This is a genomic window from Methylobacterium sp. A52T (genome assembly GCF_053346095.1).
Genome location: NZ_JBKFBI010000128.1, coordinates 1 through 18,180, shown reverse-complemented (window position 1 = coordinate 18,180; position 18,180 = coordinate 1). Strand labels below are relative to the sequence as shown.

General features: G+C 71.9%; 18 protein-coding genes. 9 read left to right on the top strand and 9 right to left on the bottom strand.

Translation table 11 applies throughout. From position 1 onward, the window contains the following. From ACLBYE_RS24020 to ACLBYE_RS24000, 5 genes are all read left to right on the top strand, one after another. A partial coding sequence (locus ACLBYE_RS24020) for a glycosyltransferase family 4 protein (RefSeq protein WP_447696098.1) occupies positions 1–1,034 on the top strand: 1,034 nt, incomplete at its 5' end. Then, positions 1,015–2,271 carry a glycosyltransferase family 4 protein gene (locus ACLBYE_RS24015; RefSeq protein WP_447696097.1) on the top strand — a complete coding sequence of 419 codons (1,257 nt, stop codon included), beginning with the start codon at positions 1,015–1,017 and terminating at the stop codon, positions 2,269–2,271. The genes ACLBYE_RS24020 and ACLBYE_RS24015, both read left to right, overlap by 20 nt. Positions 2,272–2,381: 110 nt before the next feature. After that, on the top strand, positions 2,382–3,605 hold the full coding sequence (locus ACLBYE_RS24010) for a glycosyltransferase family 4 protein (RefSeq protein WP_447696099.1): 1,224 nt from the start codon (positions 2,382–2,384) through the stop codon (positions 3,603–3,605). After that, a complete protein-coding gene (locus ACLBYE_RS24005) occupies positions 3,602–5,113 on the top strand; it encodes a lipopolysaccharide biosynthesis protein (protein ID WP_447696096.1) in 1,512 nt (503 codons plus the stop codon). The genes ACLBYE_RS24010 and ACLBYE_RS24005 overlap by 4 nt, the downstream gene beginning before the upstream one ends. 100 nt (positions 5,114–5,213) lie before the next feature. Continuing rightward, positions 5,214–6,458: a hypothetical protein gene (locus tag ACLBYE_RS24000; protein ID WP_447696095.1), complete on the top strand. Its 1,245-nt coding sequence runs from the start codon at positions 5,214–5,216 to the stop codon at positions 6,456–6,458. Positions 6,459–6,496: 38 nt separating this feature from the next. On the opposite strand, the gene ACLBYE_RS23995 is transcribed toward ACLBYE_RS24000, so the two are convergent. From ACLBYE_RS23995 to mdcA, 8 genes are all read right to left on the bottom strand, one after another. Continuing rightward, a complete protein-coding gene (locus ACLBYE_RS23995; RefSeq protein WP_447696094.1) occupies positions 6,497–7,978 on the bottom strand; it encodes an aldehyde dehydrogenase in 1,482 nt (493 codons plus the stop codon). A gap of 68 nt (positions 7,979–8,046) precedes the next feature. Then, a complete protein-coding gene (gene gmd / locus ACLBYE_RS23990) occupies positions 8,047–9,030 on the bottom strand; it encodes a GDP-mannose 4,6-dehydratase (RefSeq protein ID WP_447696093.1) in 984 nt (327 codons plus the stop codon). 176 nt (positions 9,031–9,206) lie between these two features. Further along, positions 9,207–10,133 carry an acyltransferase domain-containing protein gene (locus ACLBYE_RS23985; RefSeq protein WP_447696092.1) on the bottom strand — a complete coding sequence of 309 codons (927 nt, stop codon included), beginning with the start codon at positions 10,131–10,133 and terminating at the stop codon, positions 9,207–9,209. Further along, on the bottom strand, positions 10,130–10,789 hold the full coding sequence (mdcG, locus tag ACLBYE_RS23980; RefSeq protein WP_447696091.1) for a malonate decarboxylase holo-[acyl-carrier-protein] synthase: 660 nt from the start codon (positions 10,787–10,789) through the stop codon (positions 10,130–10,132). The genes ACLBYE_RS23985 and mdcG overlap by 4 nt, the downstream gene beginning before the upstream one ends. Further along, on the bottom strand, positions 10,782–11,498 hold the full coding sequence (gene mdcE, locus ACLBYE_RS23975) for a biotin-independent malonate decarboxylase subunit gamma (RefSeq protein WP_447696090.1): 717 nt from the start codon (positions 11,496–11,498) through the stop codon (positions 10,782–10,784). The genes mdcG and mdcE overlap by 8 nt, the downstream gene beginning before the upstream one ends. After that, the gene (locus ACLBYE_RS23970) at positions 11,485–12,414 is read right to left on the bottom strand and encodes a biotin-independent malonate decarboxylase subunit beta (protein ID WP_447696089.1); all 930 of its coding nucleotides are present in this window, start codon (positions 12,412–12,414) and stop codon (positions 11,485–11,487) included. The genes mdcE and ACLBYE_RS23970 overlap by 14 nt, the downstream gene beginning before the upstream one ends. 2 nt (positions 12,415–12,416) lie before the next feature. Further along, positions 12,417–12,725, bottom strand: a complete 309-nt coding sequence (mdcC, locus tag ACLBYE_RS23965) for a malonate decarboxylase acyl carrier protein (protein WP_447696088.1) — start codon at positions 12,723–12,725, stop codon at positions 12,417–12,419. Positions 12,726–12,764: 39 nt separating this feature from the next. Beyond that, on the bottom strand, positions 12,765–14,411 hold the full coding sequence (gene mdcA, locus ACLBYE_RS23960) for a malonate decarboxylase subunit alpha (protein WP_447696087.1): 1,647 nt from the start codon (positions 14,409–14,411) through the stop codon (positions 12,765–12,767). A gap of 226 nt (positions 14,412–14,637) precedes the next feature. Between mdcA and madL the strand changes: the two genes are divergently transcribed. The 3 genes from madL (at position 14,638) to ACLBYE_RS23945 (ending at position 16,642) form a co-directional block, all read left to right on the top strand. Continuing rightward, a complete protein-coding gene (madL, locus tag ACLBYE_RS23955) occupies positions 14,638–15,069 on the top strand; it encodes a malonate transporter subunit MadL (RefSeq protein ID WP_447696086.1) in 432 nt (143 codons plus the stop codon). Positions 15,070–15,086: 17 nt separating this feature from the next. Then, positions 15,087–15,851, top strand: a complete 765-nt coding sequence (madM, locus tag ACLBYE_RS23950; RefSeq protein WP_026604683.1) for a malonate transporter subunit MadM — start codon at positions 15,087–15,089, stop codon at positions 15,849–15,851. 122 nt (positions 15,852–15,973) lie between these two features. Beyond that, positions 15,974–16,642: a GntR family transcriptional regulator gene (locus ACLBYE_RS23945; RefSeq protein WP_020091534.1), complete on the top strand. Its 669-nt coding sequence runs from the start codon at positions 15,974–15,976 to the stop codon at positions 16,640–16,642. Between the two features lie 19 nt (positions 16,643–16,661). Here the strand turns inward: ACLBYE_RS23945 and ACLBYE_RS23940 are convergent, their stop codons facing one another. Further along, a complete protein-coding gene (locus ACLBYE_RS23940) occupies positions 16,662–17,546 on the bottom strand; it encodes an NmrA family NAD(P)-binding protein (protein WP_447696085.1) in 885 nt (294 codons plus the stop codon). A 74-nt stretch (positions 17,547–17,620) separates the two neighbouring features. On the opposite strand from ACLBYE_RS23940, the gene ACLBYE_RS23935 reads away from it, so the two are divergent. After that, positions 17,621–18,046: a winged helix-turn-helix transcriptional regulator gene (locus tag ACLBYE_RS23935; RefSeq protein WP_447696084.1), complete on the top strand. Its 426-nt coding sequence runs from the start codon at positions 17,621–17,623 to the stop codon at positions 18,044–18,046. The last annotated feature ends 134 nt before the right edge of the window (positions 18,047–18,180 follow it).

The window sequence follows — 18,180 nt, the reverse complement described above, 5'->3', positions numbered from 1 at the left end:
CCTCCGGGGGGCCCCCCCCCCCCGGGGGGCGCCGCCCCCGCCTGCCGGCGGCGATCCGCGACCGCGTCGAGGTCGTGACGGTGCCGCGGCCGCGGATCATGCTGCTCGACGTCCTGCGCCAGAGCATCGCCGTCCCGCGGCTGTGCCGCGCCCGCGCCATCGACGTGGTGCTGAACATCGACCCGTACGGGGCGGCCTTCGGCGGCCGCGCCCGCGTCAGCGTGGTGCACGACCTCTATTTCCGCACCCTGCCCGAGCGCATCCGCTCCCGCGAGGCCCTGACCACCGACCCGATCTTCCGCCTCGTCCTCGGCAACAGCGCCCGGGTGATCGCGGTCTCGGAGGCGACGCGGCGCGATCTGGAGTACCATTACCCGCGGCTCCGCGGCAGAACGCGGACCGTGCCGTCCGCGGCCATGCTGGACCCATCGGCGGCTAGTTCCGTCGTCGGAATCCCGGCGGGGCCGTACGTGCTGGCCGTCGGCAACGCCCTCTACAACAAGAATTTCGCGACCCTGGCGCGCGCCGTGGTCGCGCTCGGACGGCCGGGGCTCGGGATCGTCCACGTCGGCGAGGATTTCGACGAGGCCATCGCCGCCGCGCTCGGCGACGCGCCGGTCCCCCTGATCCGCCTGTCGGGCATCGGCGACGACAGACTGGCGGCCCTCTATCGCGGCGCGCTGTGCCTGTGCGTCCCGTCCTTCGCCGAGGGATTCTGCCTGCCCGTTCTGGAGGCGCAGGCCCTCGACTGTCCGGTGATCTGCTCGGACCGCTCCGCCACGCCGGAGATCGCGGGAGCCGGCGCCCTCACCTTCGATCCCGCCGACGCGGCGGCGCTGACCGAATGCCTGCGCCGCCTGCTGGACGAGCCCGGTCTCAGGGACGCGCTGATCGCCCGTGGCCGCGACAATGTCCGGCGCTACGACTGGGCCGAGACCGCGCGCCGCTACGAGACGCTGCTGCTCGACGCGCTGCGGGACGGCGCGGCGGCGCGCACCGCCCGGGAGGTGCCGCATGCGCATCCTGCACCTTAGCTCGCTCTACGCGCCCGAGCAGGTCGGCGGCGCCGAACTGATGGTCGAGACGCTGGCCCGGACCCAGGCGGATCTGGGCCACAGCGTCGCTGTCGCCTGCACGGCGCGGACCGAGGGCGGACCGGTCCTGCAGGACGGCGTCACCGTTTACCGGACCGGCTACGGGACGCCGTTCCACATCCTCGATTGGCCGCAGCGCGGGCGGGTCGAGCGCCTCCGCTACAAGGTCGCGGCGCAGTGGAACCGCCACGCCGTCGACCGGATGGCGGGGGCGGTCCGGGACTTCGCCCCCGACTTCGTGAACACGCACTCCATCTCCGAGCTGCCGCCGGCGCTTTGGCCGATGCTCCGGCGGCTCGGGGTTCCGGTCGTGCACACGCTGCACGACTTCACGAGCCTCTGCACCAACGGCGCGATGGTGCGCCACGGGCATCCCTGCGCCCGGCAGCATCTCAAGTGCCGCCTCTACGCCGCGCCGCATCGGCGCTGCCAGCGCGCCGTGACGGCCGTCGCCGCCGTGGGATCGGACATCCTCGACCGCCACCTCGCCGCCGGCCTCTTCGCCCACGTGCCGCCGTCGCTGCGTCGGGTGATCTGGAACCCGATCCCCTCCGGATCGCCCGTGGCGCGGCGCATCCGCCCGCCGGGCGCGCCGGTCCGGTTCGGCTATCTGGGCCGGATCGAGGGCGCGAAGGGCTTCGACGTCCTCCTCGAGGCCTGCCGGCGCCTGCCGGAGGCCGGCTGGCACCTCGCCGTCGCGGGACGCGCCGTGGATGGGCTGCACCGCTACCGTGCCTTGGCCGCGGGCCTGCCCGTGACCTTCCTGGGCTACGCGGAGCGCGACGCCTTCCTCGACGATCTCGACTGCCTCGTGGTCCCGCCGATCTGGCCCGAGCCCTTCGGCCGGACGGTGGCGGAGGCCTACGGGCGCGGCGTCCCGGTGATCGGCACCGCGACCGGCGGCATCGGCGAGCAGGTCGGGTCCGGCCCCTGGCTGGTCCCGCCGGGGAACGCGCCGGCGCTCGCCGCCGCGATGGCCCGGATCGTCGCGGAGCCGGCCCGGCTCGCCGAGGGGCTCGCCCGCGCCGCACGCATCCGCGCCGGCACCGATCCGGTCGCTGTGGCGACCGCCTACCTCGACCTCTACGCCGCGACCCGCGACGCGGTCTCCATCGAACCGCTTCCCGAGCCTTCCGCCGACGCGGAGCGCCCGCACCTCAGCGAGTGCCGTCCATGATGACCCCTACCCTGTCGTCGAGCTACGCCCGGGTCCTCTCGGAGGAACCCCGCGCCCAGGACCGGGACCGGCCGAGGGATCAGGCGGCCGCGCGCGCCGTCACCGGCCCCCTGCGGATCCTGCATCTCAGCGCCCTCTACCCGCCCTACATCGTGGGCGGCGCCGAGCGCTCGGTGGAGCACCTCGCCGAGGAACTCGTCGCGGCCGGCCACACGGTGGCGGCGGCCTGCATCGCCCGGGAGCCCGAGCCCAAGAGCGTGCGCGGCGGCGTCACCGTCTACCGCATGGCCCACCACAACGATTTCTGGCTGGAGGACTGGCCCCAGGCGAGCCGGTTCGGCCGCGCCTGGGCCAAGCTCAAGCAGCAGTGGAATTTCGCCGTCGCGGCCGAGTTCGGCCGCGTCCTCGACGATTTCCGGCCCGATGTCGTCAACACGCACTCGCTGCTCGACGTCTCGACCCTCGTCTGGCGCGAGGCGGCCAAGCGCGGGATCCCGATAGTCCACACGGTCTGCGAGTACGACCTGATCTGCGGCAACGCCGCGATGTTCAAGGACGGCAAGCCGTGCGACCGCTGGCACCTGGGCTGCAAGGTGGTCAACGCCGCCAAGCAGATCACGAACCGGTCGGTGGACGCGGTCGTCAGCGTCGGGACCGAGATTCTGAAGACCCATGTCGATCACGGGTTGTTCGCGCATCTCGCGCCCGAACGGCGGCGCGTGATCTTCTACTCCTGCACCGTCCCCGAGGGCGACCCGGAGGCACGGCGCCGGATCGACCGGACCGGCAAGCCGATGACCTTCGGCTATCTCGGCCGGATCAACACCGAGAAGGGGGTCGGCACGATGATCGACGCCTTCCGGCGGATCGGTCCTGGCGACTGGCGCTGCCTCGTCGCCGGCCACGCGATGGACGACTCGATCGAGCGGTTCAAGGCGCAGGCCGAGGGCCTGCCGATCGACTTCGTCGGCTGGGCGAAACCCGCCGAGTTCCTCAGCGCGATCGACGTGCTCATCGTCCCGTCGTTCTGGGCCGAGCCGTCGCCGCGGACGATCTACGAGGCCTACACAATGGGCGTTCCGGTGATCGGGGCGGCCTCGGGCGGCATCCCCGAATTGATCGGCGAGAACAACGCCGACTGGCTGTTCACGCCGGGCGACGACGCCGACCTCGCCGCGCGGCTGCGGACCGTGATCGCCCGCGGCCGCGGCGACCTGCAGGACGAGCGCGCCTTCCAGCATGTCATCCGCGAGTCGACCTCGGAGCGCGTCGCCGAGAAGTACCTCGATCTCTACGCCGAACTCGTCGCCGAGCGTCGGGCGAGCCGCCCGTGAGCGCCGCAGCGCCGGTCCTGTCGGAGGCGGCCGCCGCCGAGGAGGAGCCGGGGCTCGCCTCCGGCGCCGCGGTGACGCGGCGCTCGTTCGACGCCGCGCGCTGGGTGGCGGTGGCTTCCGTCGGCAACGTCGTCCTGAGCTTCGGGGTGTTCCTCGTGCTCGCGCGCCTCATCGGGCCCGCCGAGTTCGGGATGGTGGCGATCGCCGCGGTCTTCATCGACATCCTGCAGATCGTCGCCCGCTGCGGCCTGCCCGACGCGGTGGTCCAGCGCGCCGACCTCGACGAGCACTTCGCCGCCACCGCCTTCTGGGTGATGCTCGCCACGGGCGTCCTGTGCGCCTTGGGCCTCGTGGCCCTGGCCGGGCCGATCGCCTGGATCTTCGACCTGCCGGCGCTGCGTCCGGTCCTGTGCGCGCTCTCCGCCTGTTTCGTCATCACCGCCGCGGGCGCGATCCACGAAGCGCGGCTCCAGCGGAGCTTCGGCTTCCGCAAGCTCGCCCTGCGGGCGCTCGGCGCCAACGTGCTCGGCGGGGCCGCGGCCCTCGTGCTGGCCCTCGACGGCTACGGCGTCTGGAGCCTGGTGGTGCAGCGGCTCGTCGCCGCGACCGCGACCACGCTTCTGACCTGGGCGGCGGCCCGCTGGATCCCGCCGCTGCGGCTGCACCTCGCCTCCGTGCGCGAGCAGATCGCGTTCGGCTCGCGGCTGTTCTGCACCTACCTGCTGCTCGTCGCGTCGATCCGGAGCCAGGAGGTCATCGCGGCCTATTTCCTGTCCGCCACCGATGTCGGCTACCTGCGCCTCGCGTGGCGCTGCATCGACCTCGTGAGCCAGGTCGCGGTCATCCCGCTCACCACGGTCGGGCTGACCACCTACGCGCGCCTCCAGGACCGGCCCGGCGAGCTGGCCGCGGCCTTCCACGGCTTCACCGAGGCCTCAGCCTTCCTGGCCGTGCCGGCCTTCTTCGGCATGGCGGCCGTGGCCCCGACCCTCATCCCGTTCCTGTTCGGCGACCAGTGGCACGACGCGGCGCCGGTGCTTCGGACGCTCGCGCTCCTCGCCCCGGAATTCGTCGCCACCTCGATGCTGTGGATGATCTTCACGGCCCTGGGCCGCAACGGCACGGCCCTGCGGCTCGCCGGCGCGCAGTTCGGCCTCGGCGCCGCGGCGGCATTCGTGACCGCGCCCTTCGGCCTCGCCGCCCTGGTCGCCGGGCACGTGGTGCGGGCCTACCTGTTCACGCCCGCGATCGTCGCCAGCGCGGGGCGCGTCGTCCCGGTCACGAACGGGCGGCTCGTGCGGCTCCTCGCGCCGATCACGCTCTGCGCCGGCGCGATGGCCGGGGTCGTGCTGCTCGTCCAGGGTCCGATCCACGCCGCGCTCGGGGACCGGTTCGGCCTGTTCGCGGCGGTCGGGCTCGGGATCGCGGCCTATCTGGGCCTCGCCTGGATCTTCATGCGCGGCACGCTCCGCACGGCCGTCGGCCTGTTCCTAAGACGCCCCGCCTGATCTGCACCCTCCGCCAACCTTTGTGGGCGACACTGCCGGCCGAAGGCCGCGGCCGGCGGTGGGTTCATCGGCGGCCGGTGCGCGGGGGCGGTGCAGGGTGATGGCGGGACAGGCGTTGCCGATCGGGACGAGTGCGCCGGCCGCGTCCCTCCTCGCGGACCGCGTCGCCGTGTTCCTGCTTGGCGCCGCCCTGAACTTCAACGTCCTGACCTCGACCTTCGGGCTGCCGTTCCAGCGCCTGTCCGACCTGCTGCCGTTCCTGCTCATCCCCTGGCTGGGCCTGCGCCGGGCCGTCGTGGCGGAGGCGCTGCGGCAGGCCGCGCCCCTCGCCGGCATCCTGGTGCTGATCGCGGCCTCGCTGGTGCTGAAGGCGCACAAGCAGGCGGGCGACGTCTACCTGACCCTCGTCCTGCTGCTCTACGTGGTCCAGGCGTTCATCCTGCTGGTGATGTTCCGCGACCGGCGCGTCGAGGACGCGTTCTGCGTCGGCCTGCTCGCCGGCATGCTCGCCTCCCTCGCGGTCCTGCTGCTCGCCGCCTCCGGCATGCAGCTCGACCGGTTCGGACTCGCCGTTCCCACGGACGGGCTCGACGAGGAGCTGAAGCTGTTCGTGCAGGACAAGCAGGGCGGCCTCTGGGCCTCGGGCAACGAGACCGGCCACGTCTTCGCGCTGGCCGGAGCCGCGGCCCTGCTGCTCAGCCTGCGCTATCGCCTGAAGATCGTCTATCTCGCCTACTTCGCGACCCTCCTGGCGAGCTTCCCGTTCACCAACAACCGCGCCGGCCTGTTCATACCGGTCCTGTTCCTCGGCCTGCTGATGCGGCGGAACCTCAAGGCGCCCGCGGTGCTGGCCGCGCTCGGTGTCCTGGGCGTCCTGCTCGTGGCCTGGGCGGTGACGGGGGACATCCCGCTGCCGGGGACACTGTCCCAGGCGATCGAGCGGCGCTTCGCCGAGGACCACAACGTCACGGGCAATTTCGACGAGCGGTTCCTGTCCGGCGTGACCGCGCTCCAGCTGGTCCTCGAGTACCCGTTCGGCGTCGGCGAGGTCGCCCGCCGGGAGGAGCTGCAGGCCCTGACCGGCCTCGTAACGCCCCATAACGGCTTCGTGTCGCTGGCGCTTCAGAGCGGTGTCGCCGCGGCGCTGCTGCTCATCGCCGGCCTCGGGCGGATCCTGCTGGCGCCCGCCGCCTTCGGGCCGTTCCTGACCTACAGCGCGGTGTTCCTGATCCCGTCGCTCATGTTCGAGGAACTGTCGGTCAACCAGTACTTCCTCTTCTTCATGGGCTTCGTCCTGGCATCCCTCGCGCTGCCGCCGGACCGCGCGCGATCGGCCCCGGATTAGGGACCGCGCCGCCACGGATCGCGGCGCGGCCCGCGGGCTCAGCGCATGACGAAGGGATCCTCCGGCGCGTCGCGGCTCGTGGAGATCCACACGCTCTTGGTCTCTAGGTACTCGCGGATCGACTCGATGCCGCTCTCGCGGCCGATGCCCGAGCGCTTCATGCCGCCGAACGGCATCATGTAGCTCACCGCCCGGTAGGTGTTCACCCAGACGGTGCCGGCCCGCAGCCCCTTCGACATGCGCATCGCGCGGCCGATATCCTGAGTCCAGACGCCGGCCGCGAGCCCGTAGATCACGTCGTTGCCGACCCTCAGGGCCTCGGCCTCGTCCTCGAAGCCGATGATCGACAGCACCGGGCCGAACACCTCCTCCTGGGCGATGCGCATGTCGTTGGTGACGCCGGTGAAGATGGTCGGCTCGACGAACTGGCCGCCGAGCACGCCGGGACCGGAGGCAGGGTTGCCGCCGAACACGCAGCGCGCGCCCTCGCTCTTGGCGAGCGCGATGTAGTCGAGCACCTTCGTGTACTGAGGCGGCGTCGTGATCGGCCCGATATTGGTGTCGGCCTGCATCGGGTCGCCGAGCTTGGCGGTGCGGGCGAGCTCGACGAGCCGCTCGGTGAATTCCTGGCGGATGCTGTTCTGCACCAGCAGGCGCGAGCCGGCGATGCAGGTCTGCCCGGTGGCCGCGAAGATGCCCGAGATCGCCCCCGCGGCGGCGGCCTTCAGGTCGGCATCGGCGAAGACGATGTTGGGCGACTTCCCTCCGAGTTCCAGGGAGACGCGCTTGATCTGGCGCGCGGCCGCCTCGTAGACCTTCGCGCCGGTGACGTCCGAGCCCGTGAAGGTGATCTTGGCGACGTCCGGATGCTCGACGATGGCGGTGCCGGCCTCGCCGCCGTAGCCGGTGACGACGTTGAACATACCGTCGGGGAGCCCCGCCTCCTTGGTCAGGCGGGCGAATTCCAGCGTGCTGGCGGAGGCGAATTCCGAGGGCTTCACCACGACCGCGCAGCCGGCCGCGAGCGCGGGCGCGCATTTCCAGGCGACGAACAGGAGCGGCGAGTTCCACGCCGTCAGCGCCCCGACCACGCCCACCGCCTCGTGCCGGGTGAACGCGAAGGTCTCGGGCTTGTCGATCGGCACCTGCGCGCCCTCGACCTTGTCGGCGAGACCCGCGTAGTACCACCACCATTCCGGCTGGTAGCGGGTCTGGCCGTACATCTCGGCGAACAGCTTGCCGTTGTCGCGGACCTCGATCTCGGCGAGCGCCTTGGCCTCGCGCTCGACGAGGTCGCCGATCCGGCGCAGGACCTTGCCGCGGGTCGAGGCCGTCATCGTCGCCCAGGGGCCGTCCCACATGGCGCGCTTGGCCGCGGCCACCGCCCGGTCGACGTCGGCGCGCCCGGCGCGCGGGATCCGGGCCCAGGGCTCGCCGCGATAGGGGTCGATCGACTCGAACCACGAGCCCTCGACCGGATCGACGGACTGGCCGTCGATGTAGAGCTGGTAGGTCTTCACGGCGCGCCTCTCCGTCCGGGGATGCGCGCCATATGGATCCGGAGCCCGCCCGCGGCGAGCCCGACGGCTCAGGCGTTGGCGCTGAGGCGCTTGATGTCGGCGTCGACCATCTCGGTGATCAGCGCCTCGAGGCTGGTCTCGGCCTCCCAGCCGAAGGTCGCCTTGGCCTTGGCGGGGTTGCCCAGCAGCACCTCGACCTCCGCCGGCCGGAACAGCGCCGGGTCGACGATCAGGTGGTCGTCCACCTTCAGGCCGACGTGCTTGAACGCGATCTCGCACATGTCCCGCACCGTCGTGGTCCGGCCGGTGGCGATCACGTAATCGTCCGGGCGGTCCTGCTGCAGCATCAGCCACATCGCCTTCACGTAGTCCCGGGCGTGGCCCCAGTCGCGCTTGGCGTCGATGTTGCCGAGCCGCAGCTCCTTCTGCTTCCCGAGCTTGATCCGCGCCACAGCGTCGGTGACCTTGCGGGTCACGAACTCGACGCCGCGCAGCGGGCTCTCGTGGTTGAACAGGATGCCGTTCGACGCGTGCAGCCCGAAGCTCTCGCGGTAGTTGATGGTCATCCAGTGCGCGTAGAGCTTGGCCACGCCGTAGGGCGAGCGCGGGTAGAACGGCGTCGACTCGCTCTGCTTGGCCTCCTGGATCAGGCCGAACATCTCCGAGGTCGAGGCCTGGTAGTAGCGCGCCTGGGGCGCCGCCGAGCGCAGGCATTCCAGCATGTGCACCGCGCCGAGGCCGGTCACCTGCCCGGTCAGCAGCGGCTGCTGCCAGGACGAGGTCACGAACGACTGGGCGGCGAGGTTGTAGATCTCGTCGGGCTTGGCGGCCTGGACGATGCGCAGCAAGGCGGACTGGTCGAGCAGGTTGCCGTCGACCAGCTCGACATCGTCGAGGATGCCGAGCCACTTCAACCGGTGGTCGAAGACGCCGGCGTGGCTGGAGCGCCGCACGATGCCGGTGACGGCGTAGCCCTTCTGCAGGAGCAGCTGCGCCAGATACGCGCCGTCCTGGCCCGTCACACCCGTGATCAGCGCTCGCTTGGCCGTCATGAACCCGTCCCATCCCGAAGATGCCCGGCTGCTACGACCGCAACGGGCCGCGCGTCAAGGCGATGTGTCGACATCAGTATTGCGCCAAGCAAGCGGAGCCGGACCGGCACATCGCCAGACTAGCGTCGCAACTCGACAGCCATCTGCAATGGTTGTGAGGCCCCCGTGCGGCACGGCTAAGGTCGCCCGAGCCAGTCCGCCACGCCGTCGAGCGAGCGGAATTCCTCGACGGCGTGGACGCGCGCCGCCGGGAGGGCGGCCCGGGCCATGGTGGCGAGGGCGTGGCCCGGTCCGAGCTCCAGGACGCGGTTCGCGCCGTACTCGCGGCACGCCTCCAGGCAGGCGGCCCAGTCGATCGTGCACGAGATCTGGAGCGCCAGCTTCCCGCGACCCTCGGCATCCCGAAACACCGTGCTCCCGTCCAGCCCGCTGAGCAGCCGGGGCGCTCCGGGCGGCGGGCGGCGCGGCGGCACCGCGGCGAGCGCGTCCCGGAAGGCGGCCGTCGCGGCGTCGAGCAGGGGCGTGTGCGACGGCGTGTGAACGGGCAGGACCACGGCGCGCTGCGCGCCAGCACCGGTCGCCTCCCGGCACAGCGCGTCCAGTGCCGCGCGCGGACCGCCGACGACGCCGCTATCGGGAGCGTTGCGGATGGCGAGGTGGCACTCTTGACGCGTCGCGAGACCGGCGAGCGCGTCGAGGCTCAGGCCGCGGATCCCCGCCAGGCCGAACCCCGCGCCGGACGCGGCGTCCATAACCTCCGCCCGCTGTGCCGCCAGGGCCAGCACGTCTGCGGGGTCGAGTCGCCCGGCGACGCCCCAGGCCGCGAGATCGCCGATGCTGTAGCCGGCCACGATCGACCGGTCCGGCATCGCCTCGGCCAGGGCCCGCCACGCCGACAGGGCGGCGACGCAGCACAGGATCTGGCCGGTCCGATTGGCGTTCAGGGTGTCGCCGCCCGCGCGGGCCAGGTCGCGCGGGTCGGCGCCGTCGAGGAGCGGTCTGGCGGCCGCGAACACGTCCTGGGCCGCCGGATGATCGGCCGTCAGGTCGAACATCGCCGGGTGCTGACCGCCCTGGCCGGAGAGGAGGATCGCGAGGGTCATGCCACGCCCGGGCCGCGCAGTCCCGCGACCGGCCGCAGAAGCAGCTGGTCCAGGCTCTTGGCGAGCAACGAGCCGTCCTCCGGCGCGTCGCGCAGCTCGCGCCAGTGCAGGTCGGCGCCGTCCGGCAACTGGATCTCGCCGTCGATGCCCATCGGCGCCGTCTCCGCCACGGCGGCGATGCCGTCGAGAAGGTCGACCGGCACCGGTGGTGGGCACGGCCAGAGCAGGTCGAGATCGGAGCCGGCGCTCAGGTAGGTCAGGCCGGTGACCGCCTGCCAGAGCAGGCTGCCGAAGGGGCGCGGCACGAGGCCGTGCCGCCGGCCGAGCGCCGTCAGCGCGTCGAGGGTCGGCCCCCAGGCCGCCGGCGCGCGGCCGGCGGCCTCGGCGAGGGTCACCACCGCTGCGGGCGCCAGCGCCGATGCCGGCAGTGCTAGCCCGATCCGCCGCTTGCCGTTCGCGGGCGGCAGCGGCAGGCCGAGCGGCACCGCGTCGCCGGTCTCTCCGGGGACGCGGCGGCGGACGATCAGCGGCCGGCCCGCAGCGGCCCAGCCGTCGAGATGGGGGACGGCGCCGAGGTCGGGCCGGTCCGCGCGCCAAGCCGCCCAGGCCGCCGGATCGACCCGGACGAGGTCGTGGCGTCGGAACGGCTCAGCCAAGGCGGGCCTGATTGGCCACGGCCGCCGCGACGGTGCGGGCGACCGGGCGACCGCACCGCTCGGCGCCCAGCCGGTCGCGGATATCCTCCGCCGGCAGGGTTCCGATCACATCGCGGATCTGACCCTCCAGGGGCCGGCCCGGATTCAGAACCACGTGGACGGCGCCGGTCGCCACCATGTTGTCGAGGCCGGGCGCGAAGACGGGCGTCGACCTCGCCATGTCCTTCAGCCTGTCGAGCGGCAGCTTGGTCACCCGGGCGACGGACGGCAGGTCCATCACGCTCGGGTTCGCCCCGGGCAGGGCCGCGAGGACACGCGTCGCGAGCGCCGTGGCGATGAAGGCGCCGGCGGCCGAGTGGCCATAGATCAGCCCGATGGTCGGATGGCCCGACCTGTCCGCCAGGAGCAGCGCCTTGGCGAGGTGCGCCAAGCACTCGTTGAGGCCCAGTAATTCGTCGCGGCGGCTCATCCGCTGGCTGTCGGAATCCACCGCCACGAGGATCGGCGCGCGGTCGCCGGCCCGGACGGCGTCGAGCACGGCGCGCGACAGGACCAGCGCCCCGTCGACGCCCAGCGGCGTGTCGCCGTCGACGCCCACGACGTGCATCCGGCCGTCCGCGAAGGGGCCGGTGCCGGTCACGAGGCCGTCGCGCACCGCGACTGCGTGCCCCTGCGGGAACAGGGAGGCGAGGATCTCAGCGAGCGTCATGGTCGGCCTCCGGGCTCAGGGCCACGGTCTCCTCGAAGGCGGGCGTGTCCATCGCCGGCACCGCGTCGGGATCGTTCACGCCGAGGCGCGCCCAGACCTCCGTGGCGTCGCGGCAATCGCCGAACCGCTCGATCCGGGCCTCCAGGCGCGCCTGCTCGGCCTCCAGGGTCGCCAGGTCGAAGGCCGGCGCTCGGCCGACGAGGTCGCGGGTGGCCGCGCGGAAGGCCCCGACCGTGTCGGCGCAGAAGGCGTCGGCGCCCCCGATCAGGCGGCGGTGCTTGCCACCCATGGTCCGCCAGACCAGCGCGCGGTCGCGGGAATCGAACTCCTCTGCACCCTTGTTGGTCTCGATCACCTCGGGGCCGGAGACCGAGATGCGCCCGCTCTCCGACACGGCGAGGCGTGAGCAGGTGCCGGCGATGAGGCCACCGCCGCCGTAGCAGCCGGCCCGGCCACCGATCAGTCCGACGACCGGGATGCCCTCCGCGCGCACGTCGACGATGGCCCGCATGGTCTCGGCGATGGCCGTCTCGCCGGCATTGGCCTCCTGGAGGCGGACGCCGCCGGTGTCGAACAGGATCAGGACCGCCTTCGGCTTCAGCTCCAGGGCCGCGCGGAGCAGGCCGACCAGCTTGCCGCCGTGCACCTCGCCGAAGGCACCGCCCATAAAGCGGCCCTCCTGGGCGGCGACCAGAACCGGGTCACCGCCGAGGCGCGCGCTCCCGACAACGATGCCGTCGTCGAAGGCGCGGGGCAGGTCGAAGAGCGGCAGGTGCGGGCTCATCCGCCGCTCGGTTGGCGGCAGGAACTCGCGGAAGCTTCCCGGATCGGTGAGCGCCAGCACGCGTTGGCGGGCGGTGGCCTCGTACCAGCTCAGGGCATCCGGATCGAAGCGCGCGGCGCGGTCGGCAGCCATGGTCAGGCCTCCATCAGCCGCGCGCCCTGGAGCAGCCGCAGCGACACGGTGTCGGGGCGGGCGCCGCCGTCGTTGATGCTGATGCGGAGGCCGCCCGGCTGCGCCCGGGCAACGAAATCGGCCACCACCGCCTCCCAGACGTCGCCGTAGCCGGCGATCGGGGTCTCGACGGCCACCTCGCAGGCATCCGGCGGCAGGACCCGCTCCAGCAGGATCTCCAGGTTGCCGGAGGCGACGACGCCGGTGATCGCGCTCGGCGCCGAGCCAGCCAGCGGCTTCTTGGTGGTGTGGCGGAAGGTCAGGGATTCCATCGCCGACTCCTCGAGTGCGGATACGTCATCGCGCGACGCTTACCAGTTCCGGAACCGGGCGGGCGGCTCGTAGAGCCCGCCGGACCAGTGCACGAGATCCTTGATCGACTTCGCGGCGAGCAGCGCGCGGTCGGCGTCGAGCGGCTCGATGCCCAGATCCTCCGGGCGTCGGATGACGCCCCGGGCGCGCAGCTCCTCGACCTTCGCCCGGTCACGGCCGCGACCGACCTCGGTGTAGCCGGCCACGCCGCGGATCGCCTGCTCGCGCTCGTCGGCGTCCCGGCAGAGCAGCAGGTTGGCGATGCCCTCCTCGGTGACGATGTGGGTCACGTCGTCGGCGTAGATCATCACCGGCGCCAGCTCGAGGCCGATCTTCCGCGCCAGCTCGAGGGCGTCGAGCTTCTCCACGAAGGTCGGGACCAGCTTGTCGCCGAAGGTCTCGACGAGCTGCACGACGAGCTTGCGCCCGCGCATCAGTGCCGGATCGCCGACGATCTGGCCCTCGCGGCCGGCCTTCATCCAGGCATCGGAGGGGTGGCGGCGACCATGTGGGTCCGAGCCCATGTTGGGCGCTCCGCCGAAGCCCGCCACCCGCGACTGGGTGATGGTCGAGGAATGGCCCATCAGATCGATCTGCAGGGTCGCGCCGATGAACATGTCGCAGGCGTAGAGGCCGGCGGTCTGGCAGAAGGCCCGGTTCGATCGCAGGCTCCCGTCGGCGCCGGTGAAGAAGATGTCGGGCCGCTCGCGGATGTAGCGGTCCATCCCGACCTCGGAGCCGAAGCAGTGGACCTGCTTGACCCAGCCGGACTCGATCGCCGGGATGAGCGTCGGGTGCGGGTTGAGCGCCCAGTGGGTGGCGATTTTGCCCTTGAGGCCGAGCTTCTCGCCGTAGGTCGGCAGCAGCAGCTCGATCGCCGCCGTGCCGAACCCGATGCCGTGGTTGAGCCGCTTGATGCCGTACTCGGCGTAGATGCCCTTGATCGCCATCATGGCGATCAGGATCTGAGTCTCGGTCATCGCCGCCGGGTCGCGGGTGAAGAGCGGCTCAACGTAGAAGGGCCTGTCGGCCTCGACCACGAAGTCGATCCGGTCGCCCGGGATGTCGACCCGCGGGACCGCATCCACGATCTCGTTGACCTGCGCGACCACGACACCGTTCTTGAAGGCGGTCGCCTCCACGACGGTCGGCGTGTCCTCGGTGTTCGGGCCCGTATACAGGTTGCCGTTCCGGTCGGCCGAGACGCCGGCGATCAGCGCCACATTGGGCGTCAGGTCGACGAAGTAGCGGGCGAACAGCTCCAGGTAGGTGTGGACCGCCCCGAGTTCGATCTGGCCGCCGTAGAGCATCTTGGCGATGCGGGCGCCCTGCGGGCCCGAGTACGAGTAGTCGAGCCGCTTGGCGATCCCGGTCTCGAACACGTCGAGGTGCTCGGGCAGCACGATCCCCGACTGGACCATGTGCAGGTCGTGGATCTTCCCGGGATCGCAGGCGCTCAGGCCGCGGGCCAGGCAATCGGCCTGCTTCTGGTTGTCGCCTTCGAGGCAGACGCGGTCGCCGGGCCGCAGGATGGCCTCCAGCAGGTCGACCACGGCCCCGGCCGGCACGACCTTGCCGTCCGCATGGGCGCGCCCCGCCGCGATGCGCGCGTCGCGCGCCTGCCTCTCACCGCGCCACTCGCCCATCCGCGTGCTCCCATCGGTGTACCGAACGTCACATAGCGGGCGACCTGGTATTTTCAAACCCGTCAATATCACAGTTTCGTATACGGGATTGCGCACCTGTCAATATCTTGCATACTTTCCGCAACGGCCCCGAGGCCGATCCGGGAGGGCAACGCGCCATGTTGCACGCGTCCACACGGCCGTCGGATGCGGCCGGAAGAGCCGCTTCATTGAAGGGGCAACGCCGATGATCGTCCTCGGTGTCGCCCTGCTCGCCGCCTGCACGCTGATCGGCGTGTATCTCGGCGACCTCCTCGGCCTCGCCCTCGGCGTGAAGGCCAATGTCGGCGGCGTCGGCATCGCCATGATCCTGCTCATCGCCGCGCGCCTGTGGCTGTCCCGCCGGGGCCGCCTGACGAAGGGCGTCCAGTTCGGCGTCGAGTTCTGGGCCGGGATGTACATCCCGATCGTGGTCGCCATGGCGGCCCAGCAGAACGTCGTCGCCGCCGTGAGCGGCGGCCCGATCGTGCTGATCGCCGCGACCGGCTCCCTGGTCCTGTGCTTCGGCGCCGTCGCCCTGCTGAGCCGGATCGGCCGGCGCGATCCCGGCAGCGGCGCCGTCGAGCACGGCGGATCCGTGATCGGCGGCGACGCCGAACCCGTCGCCAGGAAGGGGTGATGGCCATGGGACACGACATCTGGCACGGCATCGAGCACGTCTTCGTCGAGCAGAGCCTCGTGGCCGCCTTCGCGGTGGTCGGCGCGCTGATTCTGGTCTCGAACTTCGCCGCCAAGCACCTGACCAACGGCCGCGTCCACGGCTCCGCGATCGCGATCGTTCTCGGTCTGGTGCTCGCCTATGTCGGCGGGCTCTACACGGGTGGGAAGAAGGGCCTCGCCGACATCCCGGCGCTCGCCGGAATCGGCCTCATGGGCGGGGCGATGCTGCGCGACTTCGCCATCGTCGCCACCGCTTTCGAGGTGGACGTGATCGAGGCGCGGCGCGCCGGCCTGCTGGGTGTCCTGGCACTAGCGCTGGGCACGATCCTGCCGTTCATCGTCGGCACCCTGACCGCCGTGGCCTTCGGCTATCACGACGCGGTCTCGATCACGACGATCGGCGCCGGGGCGATCACCTACATCGTAGGGCCCGTCACCGGCGCGGCGATCGGCGCGGATTCCACCGTGATGGCGCTGTCTATCGCCACCGGGGTGACCAAGGCGGTGATGGTTATGGTCGGAACGCCCCTCGTCGCCCGGCTGATCGGCCTCGACAACCCGCGCTCGGCCATGGCGTATGGCGGCCTGATGGGTACGGTCAGCGGGGTCGCCGGCGGCCTCGCGGCCACCGATCCGAAGCTGGTCCCCTACGGCGCGCTGACGGCGACGTTCCACACCGGCATCGGCTGCCTCGTCGGACCGTCGATCCTGTTCCTGACGGTGCGGGCCCTGGTCGGCTGAAGCGGCGGCGTTCCGGTTTCCCGGCCGAAAGGCCGATCCGCGCGCGCGGATTAGGGTATGGTCCCGCATCGTCTCCCCGAGGACGGGCAGGCGCCGCTCAGGGGACGCTCGAGGAACGGCGCATGCACGGAGACTTCCAGAAGATCGACAGCGGGCTGCTCTCGGACCGGATCCGCGACGCGCTCACCGACGCCATCGCGTCGGGGACGATCGCGGCCGGCACGGCCCTCGACGAGCAGAACCTCGCCGATCGCTACGGCGCGTCGCGCACGCCCGTCCGGGAGGCGCTGCGCCAGCTCGCGGCCTCGGGCCTCGTGGAGATCCGGCCCCGGCGGGGCGTGGTGGTGGCGCGCCTGACGCCGCAGCGGATCGCCGACATGTTCGAGACGACCGCCGAGATCGAGGCGATGTGCGCCCGGCTGGCCACCTACCGGATGACGCCTCTCGAGCGCGGGGAGCTGATGGAGCTCCACGAGGAATCCGCCAAGGCCGTCGAGGCGGGCGATGTCGACGCCTACGACCGCTTCAACCGCGCCTTCCACGAGGCACTCTACACGGCGACGCACAACGGCTTCATGGCCGAGCAGGCCCTGGCGATCCGCGAGCGGCTGGCCGCGTTCCGGCGCACGCAGCTCCGCCACGCCGACCGGATCCGCCGCTCGCGGGAGGAGCACGGCGAGATCCTGTCGGCCATCGCCGAGGGGGATGGCGAGACGGCCGCCCGGCGCATGCGCGCCCACATGCTCCGGGCCGCGGCGGCGCTGGGGCGCTACATCGCCGAGACGGAGTGAGGCGGGGCTCGCGTTGGGTTCAGAGCCGCGCGACGGCGTCGCGAACCGTGGATCGGTAGGGCGTCGTCGGCCTGCCGATCAGCGCGCTCAGCTGACGCCTGTCGTCGTCCAGGGCGCCGCGGGCCGCGGCTGCGTCCGAGTCGGCGAGCAGCGCCGCGAGATCCTCCGGCAGCCCGGCGGCCACCAGCGCCGCGCGGTACTCGGCCTGCGGCAGATCGCGGTACGCGACCGGCCTGCCCGCGGCGGCGGCGATCGCAGCGGCGAATTCGGTCAGCGTGTAGGCCTCGTCGCCCGCCAGTTCGTAGACGCGGCCACCCTGCCCGTCGGCTGTGAGGACCGAGGCCGCCGCTGCGGCGTAGTCGGCCCGCGCGGCCGAGGCGATGCGCCCGTCGCCCGCGCAGCCGAGAACGGCGCCGTGGGCGAGCGCCGGCCCGATCCCGGCGGCGTAGTTCTCCGTGTACCAGCCGTTGCGCAGCACGACGAACGGCACGCCGGAGGCTTCGAGCAGCCGCTCGGTCCGGCGATGCTCATCGGCGAGGGCGAGGGCCGACGTGTCGGCGTGCAGGACGCTCGTGTAGGCGATCAGGCCGACACCGACCCGCTTGGCGCTGTCGATGACGTCGCGATGCTGCGCTACGCGCCGGCCGATCTCGCTGGACGAGATCAGCAGGAGACGCTGGATGCCCTCGAACGCAGCGTCCAGGCTCGTCGGGTCCGCGTAGTCGGCCCGTCGGACCGCGACGCCGAGGCTTCGCAGGCTCCGCGCAGCCTCGCCCTCGGTGTCGCGCGCGCCGGCCACCACCGCGCCGGCCGACACGCGCTGCAGGAGCGCCGCGACGACTTGGCGGCCGAGTTGGCCCGTGGCGCCGGTCACGAAGTAGGTCGGTTGACTGGTCGGGCCCATGCTTGCTCCTCATGGTTCAATATCGGAGCATGGTCACTAGATGAGACCGCCAGCGCGGTGAAGGAGGCAGGATTTTGGGACCAGGTTACTCGGAGGAAACCGCGGTGCCGCTCGCCCGCGCCGAGCTGGCGGCCAAGTACGCGGCCTGGCAGGCCGGAACCCTCGATCCGGCGGCGTGCCCGGTGCGGGACGTGCTGGATCGGGTCGGCGACAAGTGGTCGATGCTGCTCCTGATCGCCCTGGCCGACGGGCCGCACCGGTTCAGCGCCCTCCTCCGGACGCTGCCCGACATCTCGAAGCGGATGCTGACGCAGACGCTCCGGGACCTGGAGCGGGACGGTTTCGTCGCGCGGACGGTGTTCCCGACGAAGCCGCCCAGCGTCGAGTACCGGCTCACGGATCTCGGGGCCGCCTTGCTCGAGCCGCTGGCGCGCCTCGTGCAATGGGCGGAGGAGCGTCACGGCGCAATCCGGGCGGCGCGGACCCGGTTCGACGCGTAGCCCTTCAAGAGCGGTCACCGACCGGATTGAATCGTGTAGGGTTTCGGCCGCGGCGGTGATGTGATTCGATGGTCGGCTTTCCGAGGAGGAGAGCCGATGGCGTCTGCCCTGTCCGTTGATTTGCGCGAGCGTGT